We start from the raw sequence: 13,521 nt of genomic DNA, 5'->3' as shown, positions 1-13,521 counted from the left end.
CGCTACTGTGCCGATGGGAAGAACAGCTGCTCGCCCGCCGGCTTGAAGGCCGCGATGCGTCCCTGCCCTTCCGGCGAGGTGATCCATTCGATCAACGCCTTCGCGCCTTTGTAGTTGACCTTGGGATGCCTGGCCGGATTCACCGCGATAATCCCGTAAGGGTTGAACATGCGCTTGTCGCCTTCGATGATGATCGCCAGCCCGGTGCGGGCCTGGTAGGCGCCGTAGGTGGCGCGGTCGGTCAAGGTATAGGCCTTCATCTCGGCCGCCATGTTCAGCACCTCGCCCATGCCCAGGCCGGCCGACACATAGTTGGCGCCGGCCGGCTTGACGCCCGCCTGCTGCCAGTAGCCCTTCTCCATCACGTCGGTGCCCGAGTTGTCGCCGCGCGAGATGAATTTCACGTTGGTGGCCGCGATGCGCCTGAAGGCGGCGATCACGTCCTTCGTGCCCTTCAGCTTCGCCGGATCCTCGCTGGGGCCGACCACGATGAAGTCGTTGTACATCACGTCGCGCCGGCCCACGCCCCAGCCCTCGTCGACGAACTGGTCCTCCAGCTTGCGCGCATGGACCAAAGTGACATCGACGTCGCCGTTCTTGCCCAGCTCCAGCGCCTTGCCGGTGCCGACCGAGATCACGTGGACCTTGTAGCCCGTCTTGGCCTCGAAGACCGGCAGCAGCTGCTTCAACAGCCCCGAATTCTCGGTACTGGTGGTGGTCGAGAGGCGGATCGTCTCCTGGCCGACGGCGAAGGGCGAGACCAGGGTGGCGGACAAGAGGGCGGCGAACAGGCGGCGGCGTTGCATGCGGGGCTCCTTCAGTGGGTTATCGGATTTCGAGGCGGCCTTCGCGCAGCTTGAGGCGGCGCACGCCGGGCAGGCCGATCAGGTCGCGGTCGTGGCAGGCCATCACCACGCTGCCGCCCTCGTGCAGCAGGGTCGGGATCAGGGCCAGCACCTGCTCGCGCGCCTGGCCGTCGAGGTTGGCGGTGGGCTCGTCCAGCAGCAGCAGGCGCGGCTTGAGCACGCGGGCGCGCGCCAGCGCCACCCGCTGCTTTTCGCCGCCCGACAGGCGATTCGGATCGGTGTCGCGCAAATGCTCGACCCCGGCCCAGCGCATCGCCTCCTCGACCAGGCCGCGCACGGCGCGCCGGTCCTCGCCGCGCGCCAGCAGGCCATAGGCGATGTTGTGGCCGACGCTGGTCGAGAACATGATCGGATGCTGGTGCACGTAGACGATCGACCGGCGCAATGCCGCCGGATACGGATACAGCGGCGCACGCTGCCCGTCGAGCTCGACGGTGCAGGCCTCGCAGCGTTCCAGGCCCGCCAGCATGCGCAGCAAGGTGCTCTTGCCGGCGCCGTTCACGCCGGTCAGCACGTAGGCGCTGCCGGCGTCGATGCTCAGGCGGTCGATCTCGAACAAGACCCGCTCGCCGTGCTGGCGGCGCAGGCCATGGACGGTCAGCAGCGCGGACAGGTCGTTCTTCATGCGCGCACTCCCGGCATACGCGCCTCGCCCTGCAGCAGCACCAGCGCCCCGTTCATCAGGAGCGCCAGGCTCACCAGCACGATGCCCAGCGCGATCCCCTGCGCGAATTCGCCCTTGCTGGTTTCGAGCGCGATGGCGGTGGTGATGGTGCGCGTCTCCCCTTCGATGTTTCCGCCCACCATGAGCGCGCAGCCGACTTCCGACACCACGCGGCCGAAGCCGCTGATCACGGCCGCCATCACCCCATAGCGCGCCTCGTGCAGCACGGTGCGCATCACGCGCCAGGGCGAGGCGCCGTGGGCGATCGCCGTCTCGGCATAGCGGGGGTCGAGGGCCTGTACCGCCGCCAGGGTAAAGGCGAGCAGCACCGGCAGGCCGATGATGCACTGGCCCAGCACGATGCCGCTCTGGCTGAACAGCCATTCCAGGCCGCCCAGCGGGCCGCGGCGCGACAGCAGCAGGTAGAGCAGCAGGCCGATCAGCACCGTGGGCAGGGACAGCGCGGCCTGGGCCAGCCAGATCGCGATGCGGCGGCCCGGAAAACGGTGCATGGCGATGGCGTAGCCGAGCAGCACCGCGGGCGGCGTCGCCAGCAGCAGCCCCAGCAGGCTGGTCTTGATCGAGACCCAGACGATGCGCCACAGGGCGGCGTCGCCACTGAACAGCAGCGCGAAGGCATGCGAGATGGCGTCCAGCAGGGACATCAGGCAAAGCGCGGCGCGCCCAGCGGTTCGAGCAGGTCCGGCTCGAACACCAGGCGCTCGTGCCCCGCCAGCAGCAGGAAGTGCTTGCCGGAGCAGCGCGCCAGCAGCGACATGCCGACCCGCTCGGCCACCATGTGCCCCATCTGGGTGGTGCCGGAACGCGACAGCAGGAAGGGAATGCCCATCTGGGCGCCCTTGATCACCATTTCGGACGTCAGGCGGCCGGTGGTGTAGAACACCTTGTCGGCGCCCTCCAGGCCGTCGAGCCACATCAGGCCGGCGATGGCGTCCACCGCGTTGTGGCGGCCCACGTCCTCCACGAAGTAGAGCAGCTCGCCCGTGTTCGAGAACAGCGCGCAGCCGTGCACCGAGCCGGCCTGCTTATAGATCGACTGCTGGGTGCGGATGGTTTCGACGATGCGGTAGACCACCGATTGCGGCAGCCGCGCTTCAGAAGGCAGGACGATGCGGTCGACCTCGTCCATCAACCCGCCGAACACCGAGCCCTGGCCGCAGCCGGTGGTGACCACCTTCTTCGCGGTGCGCTCTTCCACGTCGGCGATGCCGTGCCGCGTGAGCACCGCCACCGAATCGACTTCCCAGTCGACCTGGATCGAGACGATGTCCTCGATGTTGCGCACCAGGCGCTGGTTGCGCAGGTAGCCCAGCGTCAGGGCCTCGGGCGCGCCGCCCAGGGTCATCAGGGTGACCAGCTCGCGCTTGTCGACGTAGACCGTCAGCGGGCGCTCCGCCGGGATCGAAATCGTCGAACGGCGGCCGCGCTCGTCCACGGCCAGCACCTCCTGGGTGAGGCTGGCGCGGGCGTCGGACAGCTGCGGACGGTAGCGTGGCAGGTCTGGGCGGTTCATGTTGCCAATTGTGCCATGCCGGCCAGGATTTGGCCGCCACCGTAGCTGCCCTGCGGCGCCACCTCCCCGCCGGGGGTGACTTTGATGGCGCAATACTTGAATTCCGGAATCTTTCCGAAGGGGTCGAGCGCGGCGTTCGTCAGGCGGTTGATCGCCGCCTCGTAGTAGCAGAAGGGCACGAAGACCGCCCCCACCGGCGAACTGTCGTCGGCGCGCGCGTACAGCACCACCTCGCCGCGGCGCGAGCTGATCGTGATCGGCTGGCCCGGGGCGATGCCCATGCGCTCCAGGTCGAGCGGGTGCACCAGGGCCACCGGATCGGGCTCGATCGCGTCCAGCACGGTGGCGCGGCGGGTCATGCTGCCGGTGTGCCAGTGCTCCAGCTGGCGGCCCGTGATCAGGACCAGCGGGTAGTCGGCGTCGGGACGCTCGTCGGCCGGGATGATGTCGGCCGGGACGAAGCGCGCCCTGCCGCCCTCGCGCGGGAACTGTTCGGTGAACACCACCGGCTGGCCGGCGTCCCCCTCGTTCAGGCACGGGTAGACCACGGCGCCCTCCCGTTCCAGGCGCTCCCAGGTGATGCCGCCGATGCTGGCCATGGTCTTGCGCATCTCGTCGAACACCTCGGACACGTGGCTGTAGTTCCACGGCAGGCCCATGCGGTTCGCCATCTGCTGGATGATCCACAGATCCTGTTTCGCCTCGCCCGGCGGATCGATGGCCTGGCGGCCCAGCTGGACCAGCCGGTCGGTATTGGTGAAGCTGCCGGTCTTTTCCGGGAAGGCGGAGGCAGGCAGGATCACGTCGGCCAGGTAGGCGGTCTCGGTCAGGAAGATGTCCTGCACCACCAGGTGCTCGAGCGCGGCCAGGGCGGCGCGGGCGTGGTTGGCGTCGGGGTCGGACATGGCCGGGTTCTCGCCCATGATGTACATGCCGCGGATCTGGCCGGCATCGATCGCGTCCATGATCTCGACCACCGTCAGGCCCGGCTTCGGGTCCAGGGTGGCGCCCCAGGCGCGCTCGAATTTTTCACGGGCGGCCGGGTTGTCGACGCGCTGGTAGTCCGGCAGCATCATCGGGATCAGTCCGGCGTCGGAGGCGCCCTGCACGTTGTTCTGGCCGCGCAGCGGATGCAGGCCGGTGCCGGGACGGCCGATCTGGCCGGTCATGAGGCTCAGCGCGATCAGGCAGCGCGCGTTGTCGGTGCCGTGCACGTGCTGGGACACACCCATGCCCCACAGGATCATCGAGCCCTTCGAGGTGGCGTACAGGCGCGCCACGTAGCGAATGGTCTCGGCGTCGATGCCGCAGATCGGCGCCATCGCTTCCGGGCTGTACTCGGCGACGTTCTTCTCCAGGTCTTCGTAGCCGACCGTGCGGCCGGCAACAAAGTCGCGGTCGACCAGGCCTTCGGTGACGATCACGTGCATCATCGCGTTCAGCAGGGCGACGTCGGTGTCGGGCTTGAACTGCAGGTAGCGGTGGGCGTGGCGCGCCAGCTCGGAGCGGCGCGGGTCGAGCACGACCAGCTTGGCGCCCGTGCGCACCGCGTTCTTGATCCAGGTGGCCGCCACCGGGTGGTTGACGGTGGGGTTGGCGCCGATGACGACGATGACCTCGGCGCGCGTCACGTCCATCACCGGGTTCGAGACCGCGCCCGAGCCGATGCCTTCCAGCAGGGCCGACACCGAGGAGGCGTGGCACAGGCGGGTGCAGTGGTCGACGTTGTTGGTCTTGAAACCGGTGCGCACCAGCTTCTGGAACAGGTAGGCTTCCTCGTTGCTGCCCTTGGCGGAGCCGAAGCCCGCCAGGGCCGCGCCGCCGTGCTGGTCGCGCAATTGCGCCAGCTTGCCGCCGGCGAGGGCCAGGGCTTCTTCCCAGCTGGCTTCGCGGAAGACGTCCATCACGCGCTCCGGGTCCATCGTGAAGTCGCCCGTCTTGGGCACGCCTTCGCGCCGGATCAGCGGCCTGGTGAGCCGGTGCGGATGGTGGGCGTAGTCGAAGCCGTAGCGGCCCTTGACGCACAGGCGGCCCTGGTTGGCCGGGCCCTTGCGTCCCTCCACGTACAGGATCTTGTCGTCCTTGATGTGGTAGGTCAGCTGGCAGCCGACCCCGCAATAAGGGCAGACCGAATCGACCTGCCTGTCCGGGATGTGCAGGGCCACCTCGCGCGCCGGCATCAGGGCGCCGGTCGGGCAGGCCTGCACGCATTCGCCGCAGGCCACGCAGGTGGAGGCCCCCATCGGGTCGTCCTGGTCGAACACGATCTTGGCGCCCTCGCCGCGGAAGGCCAGGCCGATCACGTCGTTGACCTGTTCGTCGCGGCAGGCGCGCACGCAGCGCGTGCACTGGATGCAGGCGTCGAGGTTGACCGTGATCGCGGCGTGCGTCGCGTCGTGTTGCGGCTGCGGGCGCGTGGGCGCGAAGCGCGGCTTGCCGACGCCGAGCTTCTCGGCCCAGAGGTCGACCTCGTTGCGGCGCGTGTACTCGGCTTCCGGCATATCGGCCTGCAGCAGTTCCAGCACCATCTTCTGCGCCGCCAGGGCGCGCGCGCTGTCGGTGCTGACCTTCATGCCGGCCGTGGGATGGCGGCAGCAGGAAGGCGCGAGCACGCGCTCGCCATCGATCTCGACCATGCAGGAGCGGCAGTTGCCGACCGCCTCCATGCCTTCCTTGTAGCACAGGCGCGGCACCTCGATGCCCTCGCGCGCGGCGACCTCGATCAGGGTTTCGTGGGGCAGCGCGTCGACGCTGCGGCCATTCAGTTCGAATGTGATGAGGCGGTTGAAGTCATTCATGGTGCACCAGCTCGTGCGGGAAGTAGCGGATGACGCAGTCGATGGGATTCGGCGCGGCCTGGCCCAGGCCGCAAATGGACGCGTCACGCATCACCTGCGACAGTTCGCCCAGCAATGCCGTGTCCCACGCCGGCTGGCGGATCAGGTCGAGCGCCTTGGCGGTGCCGTTGCGGCAGGGCGTGCACTGGCCGCAGGACTCGTCCTTGAAGAAGGCCAGCGTGTTGCGGGCGGCCGCCACCGCGCTGTCGTGCTGCGAGAGTACGACCACGGCGGCCGAGCCGATGAAGCAGCCGTAGGGCTGCAGGGTATCGAAGTCGAGCGGGATGTCGCCGAGGCTGGCCGGCAGGATGCCGCCCGAGGCGCCGCCCGGCAGGTAGGCGTAGAAGTCGTGGCCATCCCGCATGCCGCCGCAGTATTCAGCGATCAGTTCGCGGATCGTGATGCCGGCCGGCGCCAGCTTCACGCCCGGCTCGCGCACCCGGCCCGAGACCGAGAACGAGCGCAGACCGCGGCGGCCGTTGCGCCCATGGGCGGCGAACCACTCGCCGCCCCGCTCCAGGATCTCGCGCACCCAGTGCAGCGATTCGAAATTGTGTTCCAGGGTCGGGCGGCCGAACAGGCCCACCTGGGCCACATAGGGCGGACGCAGGCGCGGCATGCCGCGCTTGCCCTCGATCGATTCGATCATGGCCGACTCTTCGCCGCAGATATAGGCGCCGGCGCCACGGCGCAAGTGAATGGGCGGCATGCCCTGCAAGGGCGGGTCCGCGCGCAGCTTGTCCAGCTCGGCTTCCAGCATGGCGCGGCAGCCGTGGTATTCGTCGCGCAGGTAGATGTAGATGGCTTCGATGCCGACCGCCCAGGCGGCGATCAGGGCGCCTTCCAGGAAGCGGTGCGGATCGCGCTCGAGGTAGACGCGGTCCTTGAAGGTGCCGGGCTCGCCTTCGTCGATGTTAATCGCCATCAGGCGCGGCCCGGGTTCAGCGCGCACGATGCGCCACTTGCGGCCGAGCGGAAAGCCGGCGCCGCCCAGGCCGCGCAGGCCGGACGCCTCCAGGGTGGCGATGACCTGCCCGGCGTCGAGCTTGCCGGCGACGCAGTCGCGCAGCAGCGCATAGCCGCCCGCCGCGCGGTAGGCGTCGAGACCGATGTGATCGTGGACGAGGTCGGTCGTCTCACCGGCGCGCGCCTTGGCCAGCACGTTTTCCGCGCTCGCCTGCGGCACGGCCAGCTGGCCGACCACCGCCACCGGCGCCTGCTCGCAGCGGCCGACGCAGGGCGCCTCGAGCACCCTCACCTCGCGCCCCAGGATGCCCGGCAGTTTGCCCAGCAGTTCGCGCGCGCCCGCCATCTCGCAGGATAGGCCGGCGCACACGCGCACCGTCAGCGCGGCCGGGGCCGGTTCGCCTTCCTTGACCACGTCGAAATGGTGATAGAAGGTGGCCACCTCGTAGACCTCGGCCTGGGCCAGGCCCATTTCCTGCGCCAGGGCGGCGAGATGGGGGCTGGACAGGCAGCCGTGGCGGTCCTGGATCTTGTGCAGGTGCTCGATGAGCAGGTCGCGCCGGCGCGGGGCTTCGCCCAGCAGGGCGCGGACGTCGGCCAGGGCTTGCGCATCGACCTGGCGGCCCTTGGGCGCCTGGCGCTTGCGCAGGCGGCTCGCCCCCTGCGCGACGATCGGAATGATGGGATGGTTCATGTGGACAGGTCTCGTTCCCGGTCTGGACGCCGGTTGCCACAGTATAAACCGGGGCCGGGAAGATGGGTCCTGGGGTCTGGCCGTTTTTGCCGGCTAGCTCCGCCGCTTCTTCCAGTTGTAGCCGGGACCGGTCACGTCCACACCCGGGTGGCCGACCACGTCCGGGTGCTCCGAACACATCGTCACGAAACGCACGCCTTCGCCGGCGCGCTGGCGCTTGCGCAGCTCTTCCATGAACTGCATGGCCCCCACCATCTCGGTGGTGTCGAAGACCTGGGCGTGCGGCTGGCTGGCGTCGTCGTCCACCATGGTCCAGTACACCATATACATCGCGCTCTCCCTTAGTCGGCTGTCAGCATTGTCGCGCGATCGCGCGCTTGGCGGCGCACGCGCTCATCCGCCTTTGATGTTTCGTATTTTTAACCGAAATTAAGCTCAATAAAGTGAATGATGCCCACAAAAAGTAGGAATTGTCCGAAAAACCGCTTTTATGTGGGCTACTTCACATAAGGGTCAAAACCGGGACAGTAGGCTTGAGGCTGTTTTCACAAAGTAGATACCACCTCATGATTCCACATCTTGGTTCCCAGCCGGAACAAACCCCAGAGCTGGCGCTTTGGGGCGGACTTGAATGCACGGTCAACCGTGTGCGCGACAATTACTTCAGCCAGATGGACCGCAACGGCCACGCCGAGCGCCTGCAGGATATCGAACGCTTTGCCTCGCTCGGCATCCGGGCGATCCGCTATCCGGTGCTGTGGGAACGCACCGCGCCGGACGGCATCGAGTCGGCCGACTGGTCCTGGCCCGACGAGCGCCTGCCTGCCCTGCAGCAGCTGGGCGTCACCCCGATCGTCGGCCTGGTGCACCACGGCAGCGGCCCGCGCCATACCAGCCTGGTCGATGCCTGCTTCGCCGACAAGCTCGCCGAATACGCCGGCGCGGTCGCCGCGCGCTACCCCTGGGTCGAGTACTACACCCCGGTCAACGAACCGCTGACCACGGCGCGCTTCTCGGGCCTGGCGGGGGTCTGGTATCCGCACGGCGGCGACGAAGCCACCTTCGTACGCGCCCTGCTCGTCGAATGCCGCGCCACGGTGCTGGCGATGCGCGCCATCCGCGCCGTCAACCCGGACGCCAAGCTGGTCCAGACCGACGACCTGTCCAAAACCTACGGGATGCCGGAGATGGAAGCCATCACCAGCTTCTTCAACGAACGCCGCTGGCTGGGCTGGGACCTGCTGTGCGGTAAAGTGGACCAGGACCACAAGCTGTGGAACTACCTGCTCGAATCGAACGCGACCGAAGAGGAACTGCTCTGGTTCCGCGACAATCCCTGCCCGCCGGACATCATCGGCGTGAATTACTACGCCACCAGCGAACGCTGGCTCGACCATCGTCCCGAGCGCTATCCGAAAGACCGCTGCCATACCTTCCGCGGCATCTACCATGCCGACATCGAGACGCCGCGCGTGCTGGCCACGCCGACGCCGGGCATCGCGCCGCTGCTGATGGAAACCTGGGAACGCTACGGCCTGCCGATCGCCATCACCGAGGCCCATATCGACGCCAACCGCGAAGACCAGCTGCGCTGGCTGGTCGAGATCTGGAACGCGGCCAAGAAGGCGCGCAACCAGGGCGCCGACATCCGCGCCGTGACGGTCTGGGCGCTGCTCGGCTCCTTCGACTGGAATTGCCTGGTGACCGAGTGCCGCGGCTACTACGAGCCCGGCCCCTTCGACGTGCGCGGCGGCACGCCCCGTCCCACCGCGGTGGCGACCCTGATGCGCGAGCTGTCCAGCGGACGCCCGCTGAGCAATCCGGTGCTGCAGGGTGAAGGCTGGTGGCGTCGTCCGGGACGCTTCCTGTGCAAGCCGGTGGCGACCAGCACCGCGGTGGCCGACCTGGCCGTGCGCGGACAGTTCAAGTCGGCCCACGTGCAGCCGATCCTCATCAGCGGCGCCACCGGCACCCTGGGCTCGGCCTTCGCGCGCATCTGCGAAAAACGCAACCTGGCCTACCACGTGCTGACGCGCCAGGAGATGGACATCACCGATCCTGCGTCGGTGGAACGCGCGATCCAGCGCTTCAAGCCCTGGGCCATCATCAATGCGGGCGGCTACGTGCGTGTCGACGAGGCGGAAGGCGACAGCGAACGCTGCATGCGCGAGAATACCCTGGGACCGACGATCCTGTCGCTGGCCTGCATCCGCCACGCGCTGCGCTTCATGACCTTCTCGACCGACCTGGTGTTCGACGGCGCCAAGGGCCGGCCCTATGTGGAGTCGGACCCGGTGAATCCATTGGGCGTCTACGGATGCAGCAAGGCCGAGGCCGAGCAGCGCGTGCTGGACGCCGACCCGCAGGCGCTGGTGATCCGCACCTCGTCCTTCTTCGGCCCCTGGGACCAGCATAACTTCGTGACCCAGGCGCTGAATGCGCTCGACCACGGCCAGTCCTTCCAGGCGGCCGGCGACATGGTGGTGGCGCCGACCTATGTGCCCGACCTGGTGAACGTCTCGCTCGACCTGCTGATCGACCGCGAGCGCGGCGTCTGGCACCTGACCAATGCCGAGGCGGTGAGCTGGGCCGAACTGGCGCGGCGCGCCTGCGCCGCGGCCGGGGTGGATCCGGGCCGGCTGGAGGAAGTGTCGATGGAATCCTGCGGCTATGCCGCACGGCGCCCGGGATTCAGCGCGCTGGGCAGCGAGCGTGGGCTGCTGCTGCCTTCGCTGGACGACGCCTTGAAACGCTATGTGGAAGCAGTGGAGCAGCGCGCCCACGGTGTCGAGGCCGAACGGCCGGGAGAGGCGGCGCACTACGCAAGTTAACGACAGGGTTCTGCCAAGTTGCCGCGCTCTTCCTTCGGGGAGGCGCGGTTTTTTTATTTGCCGTGCGGCTGTGCCGAGAAACTTGGGTTCCGGCCTTCGCCGGAACCCAAGTTCTACTTCTCTTCCACCGCCGCAAACTGCAGCCGATACAGGTTCGCATACATCCCGTTCGCCCCGAGCAGCTCCTCATGCGTCCCCTGCTCCACGATCCGCCCATGCTCCATCACCACGATGCGGTCGGCCCGCTCGATGGTCGACAGGCGGTGCGCGATGACGATCGTGGTGCGGCCGGCCATCAGGCTGTCGAGCGCCGCCTGCACCGCGCGTTCGGATTCGTTGTCCAGCGCCGAGGTGGCCTCGTCCAGGATCAGGATCGGCGCGTCCTTGTAGATCGCGCGCGCGATCGCCACGCGCTGGCGCTGGCCGCCGGACAGGCGCGAGCCGTTCTCGCCGATGCGCGTCTCCACGCCTTCCGGCAGCTTGGCCACCACGTCCGTCAGGTGCGCGGCCTTGACCGCCGCCGCCAGGCGCTCGTAGTCGATGCGCTCGGCCCCGTAGGCGATGTTGGCTGCCAGCGTGTCGTCGAACAGCACCACGTTCTGGCTCACCATCGCCAGCTGGGCGCGCAGGCTGGCCAGCTTGATGTCCCGGTAGGGCACGCCGTCCAGCAGCAGGCGGCCGCCTTCCGGATCGTAGAAGCGCGTCACCAGGTTGACAAAGGTAGACTTGCCGCCGCCGGACACGCCCACCAGGGCCACCGTCTGGCCGGGCTGGATGGCGAGCGAGACCTCGTCCAGGGCCAGGCCGGCCGCGTTCGGGTAGCGGAAGGCCACGCGCTCGAACACCAGGTGGCCCTTCGCACGGCCGAGCTCATGGCTGCCGGTATCGAGCTCGGTCGGCGAATCGACGATCTGGAAGACCGTCTCGGCGGCGGCGATCCCGCGCTGCATCGGGCCGTTGACCTCGGCCAGCGATTTCAGGGGCGTGAGCAGCATCAGCATCATGGTCACGAAGTTGGTGAATTCGCCCACCGTCATCTCGGCGCGGATCGCCAGCACGATCACCAGCGACAAGGCGATGGAGGTGGCGATCTGGGTGATCGGGGTGGTGGCGGCGAAGGCCACCGTCATGCGCTGGGCGAAACCGCGCAGCGCCTCGCTGCGGGCGTGGAAGCGCGCGCGCTCGTAGCGTTCGCCCGAGAATACGCGGATCACCTGGTGGCCGCGCGCGGCTTCCTCGACCACGCCGGTCATCTCGGCGGTGACGCGCTGGCTTTCGCGGTTGAGGCGGCGCAGGCGGCCGGTGGTGGTGCGCACGATCACGGCCGTCAACGGCACCACCACGATGGCGACCAGGGTCAGCTTCCAGTTCAGGTAGAGCAGCGCGCCCAGGAGGCCGATCACGACCAGCACGTCGCGCACGCAGGCCACGAACACCGACTGGATCATGTCCACCACCTGGCGCACGTCGTTGACCACCGTGTTGATGATCTTGCCGGTGGTCTCTTCCTGGAAGCGCGCCACCGGCAGGCGCAGCACCCGCTCGAAGGCCATGGCGCGCAGGTCGTTCAGCACGCGCGACAGCACCCAGTTGTTCAGGTAGGCGGTGGAAAAGGTGCCGATGCCGCGCAGGATGAAGATCGAGACCAGCACGCCCGGGATCCACCACAGGCTGAAGGGCACCTTCTTCTTGAAGCCGAGATCGAGCAGCAGCTCCAGCGCCTTGCCCAGCAGCGGCTGGGTGGCCGCGGTGAGCGCCATCGACAGCAGCGCCAGCCAGGAGCGCGATTGATAAGGCTTGATCAGCGCCAGCAGGCGCTTGACGACGACTTTATTTTCCACTTTTTTCTTTCGCAATCAGGCAGAAGCCCATGAGCAGGAAGACCATCAGCGCATAGAACATGCAGCCCTTGAGCGACCAGAAGATCACTTCGGTCAGGCCGAAGCTGAAATAGGACAGCACGACCAGCATGCCGGCCAGGGCCGGCGCGAACTGCGGCATGCCCATGTGCACGCCGCGTCCCAGTTCGCGCGAGAAGAACAGGAAGGGCGCGAGCAGGATGCCGGCCCAGGCGAGCAGGCCCCAGACGCCGCCCGTCGCCAGCGCCTGCAAGGCGTCATTATGCAGGTGTTCGAGCGGCAGGATCGCCGGATCGAGCTCGCCCGCTTCGACGTGGCGGCGCAGTTCCGCGCGCACCGTGGCCGCGTCCAGCCCCGTGAACGGACGCTCCGCGATCAGCATGGCGGCGCCCTTCCACAACTCGAGGCGGATGCCGACGTTGCTGAAGGCGCTGCCGCCGTTCATCCAGGTGCGCACGTCGACCACGCCCTGCTCGGCGCGCTCCTGCATGCCGGTGGCGGGAATGAAGAAGGTGGCGCCGACCAGGGCGAAGCTGCCCACCAGCAGCAGGCGTACGCGGCGGCTGTGCAGCATCTGGGCATAGCAGAGGAACAGGACGCCGGCCAGCGCCAGCGCGATCCAGCCGCCGCGGCTGCCGGTGGCGACCGAGGCCGCCAGCCCCGCCACCGCGCCCAGCGCCGGCAGCAGCGCCTTGCGCGTGCTGTGGCGGTAGTCGACCGCCGCCGCCAGCGCCAGCAGGCCCAGGCACAAGGCCAGGTCGCCGAAGGTGATCGCGTTCAGGAAGCCGCCGGGGCGGTCCTCGCCCAGGACGATGCGTTGCCACAGGATGAAGGGCAAGGCCGCCACGGCGCCGCCGGCCACGCCCCACCACAGCAGGGCGCGCGGCGGGCGCGCCAGCAGCACCAGCATGGCGGCGCTGAAACCCATCAGCATGCGCGAAGGCTTGTCCAGGCGCGCCAGGTCGGCCTCGGGACGCAGCAGCACGCACACCGCCACCAGCGCCAGCTGGAAGGCGAAGGCGGCCACGACCCAGCGCACGTCCTTCCAGTGCGGCGCCAGTGCAGTCCAGGCCTGGCGCGGCACGAACAGCAGCGTCAGCACGAACAGGAGGCTGGAAAAGCCGATGCCGGAGGGGGTGATGAGGCTGATGAAGGGGAAAAGGAAGACCTGGAAGCCGATCCACAGCTGCATCGGCGCCCACGACTTCAATGGCTTATTGTTCATTCAGGTTCTTGTGGGATATTCTTGCCACCTTGAGCGTTTTATTCT

General features: G+C 68.1%; 10 protein-coding genes. 1 reads left to right on the top strand and 9 read right to left on the bottom strand.

The features are described 5' to 3' along the window. Nucleotides 1-2 precede the first annotated feature (2 nt). From KBW98_RS09215 to KBW98_RS09185, 7 genes are all read right to left on the bottom strand, one after another. Entirely contained in the window at nucleotides 3-806 is an 804-nt protein-coding gene (locus tag KBW98_RS09215) for a substrate-binding domain-containing protein (protein WP_211519824.1), read from the bottom strand. Nucleotides 807-825: 19 nt separating this feature from the next. Then, a complete protein-coding gene (locus tag KBW98_RS09210; protein ID WP_211519823.1) occupies nucleotides 826-1,491 on the bottom strand; it encodes an energy-coupling factor ABC transporter ATP-binding protein in 666 nt (221 codons plus the stop codon). Then, nucleotides 1,488-2,195 carry an ABC transporter permease gene (locus KBW98_RS09205; protein ID WP_211519822.1) on the bottom strand — a complete coding sequence of 236 codons (708 nt, stop codon included), beginning with the start codon at nucleotides 2,193-2,195 and terminating at the stop codon, nucleotides 1,488-1,490. The genes KBW98_RS09210 and KBW98_RS09205 overlap by 4 nt, the downstream gene beginning before the upstream one ends. Beyond that, nucleotides 2,195-3,064 carry a formate dehydrogenase accessory sulfurtransferase FdhD gene (locus KBW98_RS09200; protein ID WP_211519821.1) on the bottom strand — a complete coding sequence of 290 codons (870 nt, stop codon included), beginning with the start codon at nucleotides 3,062-3,064 and terminating at the stop codon, nucleotides 2,195-2,197. The genes KBW98_RS09205 and KBW98_RS09200 overlap by 1 nt, the downstream gene beginning before the upstream one ends. Then, complete coding sequence (fdhF, locus tag KBW98_RS09195; protein ID WP_211519820.1) at nucleotides 3,061-5,862, bottom strand: formate dehydrogenase subunit alpha; 2,802 nt, start codon at nucleotides 5,860-5,862, stop codon at nucleotides 3,061-3,063. Before fdhF ends, KBW98_RS09200 begins: the two co-directional genes overlap by 4 nt. Then, nucleotides 5,855-7,561 carry an NAD(P)H-dependent oxidoreductase subunit E gene (locus KBW98_RS09190; RefSeq protein ID WP_211519819.1) on the bottom strand — a complete coding sequence of 569 codons (1,707 nt, stop codon included), beginning with the start codon at nucleotides 7,559-7,561 and terminating at the stop codon, nucleotides 5,855-5,857. The genes fdhF and KBW98_RS09190 overlap by 8 nt, the downstream gene beginning before the upstream one ends. Nucleotides 7,562-7,654: 93 nt before the next feature. Continuing rightward, nucleotides 7,655-7,891 (bottom strand): hypothetical protein, encoded by a 237-nt coding sequence (locus tag KBW98_RS09185; RefSeq protein ID WP_211519818.1) that lies wholly within the window; start codon nucleotides 7,889-7,891, stop codon nucleotides 7,655-7,657. A gap of 236 nt (nucleotides 7,892-8,127) precedes the next feature. Here KBW98_RS09185 and KBW98_RS09180 point away from each other — a divergent pair, with 236 nt between their 5' ends. Further along, nucleotides 8,128-10,392, top strand: a complete 2,265-nt coding sequence (locus KBW98_RS09180; RefSeq protein WP_211519817.1) for a family 1 glycosylhydrolase — start codon at nucleotides 8,128-8,130, stop codon at nucleotides 10,390-10,392. Nucleotides 10,393-10,505: 113 nt separating this feature from the next. Here the strand turns inward: KBW98_RS09180 and msbA are convergent, their stop codons facing one another. Further along, entirely contained in the window at nucleotides 10,506-12,233 is a 1,728-nt protein-coding gene (gene msbA, locus KBW98_RS09175; RefSeq protein ID WP_211519816.1) for a lipid A export permease/ATP-binding protein MsbA, read from the bottom strand. Further along, nucleotides 12,223-13,476, bottom strand: coding sequence for an O-antigen ligase (locus tag KBW98_RS09170; protein ID WP_211519815.1), 1,254 nt, complete (start codon nucleotides 13,474-13,476; stop codon nucleotides 12,223-12,225). The genes msbA and KBW98_RS09170 overlap by 11 nt, the downstream gene beginning before the upstream one ends. Nucleotides 13,477-13,521: the final 45 nt, after the last annotated feature.

Origin of the sequence: Massilia sp. ST3 (genome assembly GCF_018119405.1) — a bacterium.
Lineage (GTDB): Bacteria > Pseudomonadota > Gammaproteobacteria > Burkholderiales > Burkholderiaceae_D > Telluria.
The sequence above is the reverse complement of the archived record's forward strand: the minus strand, read 5'-3'. Positions and strand labels throughout refer to the sequence as shown.

What these genes read in the sequence shown, in the direction of transcription:
- KBW98_RS09215 (WP_211519824.1), bottom strand. Translation starts at nt 806, where the DNA reads ATGCAACGCCGCCGCCTGTTCGCCGCCCTCTTGTCCGCCACCCTGGTC.
- fdhF (WP_211519820.1), bottom strand. Translation starts at nt 5,862, where the DNA reads ATGAATGACTTCAACCGCCTCATCACATTCGAACTGAATGGCCGCAGC.
- KBW98_RS09190 (WP_211519819.1), bottom strand. Translation starts at nt 7,561, where the DNA reads ATGAACCATCCCATCATTCCGATCGTCGCGCAGGGGGCGAGCCGCCTG.
- KBW98_RS09210 (WP_211519823.1), bottom strand. Translation starts at nt 1,491, where the DNA reads ATGAAGAACGACCTGTCCGCGCTGCTGACCGTCCATGGCCTGCGCCGC.
- KBW98_RS09180 (WP_211519817.1), top strand. Translation starts at nt 8,128, where the DNA reads ATGATTCCACATCTTGGTTCCCAGCCGGAACAAACCCCAGAGCTGGCG.
- KBW98_RS09170 (WP_211519815.1), bottom strand. Translation starts at nt 13,476, where the DNA reads ATGAACAATAAGCCATTGAAGTCGTGGGCGCCGATGCAGCTGTGGATC.
- KBW98_RS09200 (WP_211519821.1), bottom strand. Translation starts at nt 3,064, where the DNA reads ATGAACCGCCCAGACCTGCCACGCTACCGTCCGCAGCTGTCCGACGCC.
- KBW98_RS09205 (WP_211519822.1), bottom strand. Translation starts at nt 2,195, where the DNA reads ATGTCCCTGCTGGACGCCATCTCGCATGCCTTCGCGCTGCTGTTCAGT.
- KBW98_RS09185 (WP_211519818.1), bottom strand. Translation starts at nt 7,891, where the DNA reads ATGTATATGGTGTACTGGACCATGGTGGACGACGACGCCAGCCAGCCG.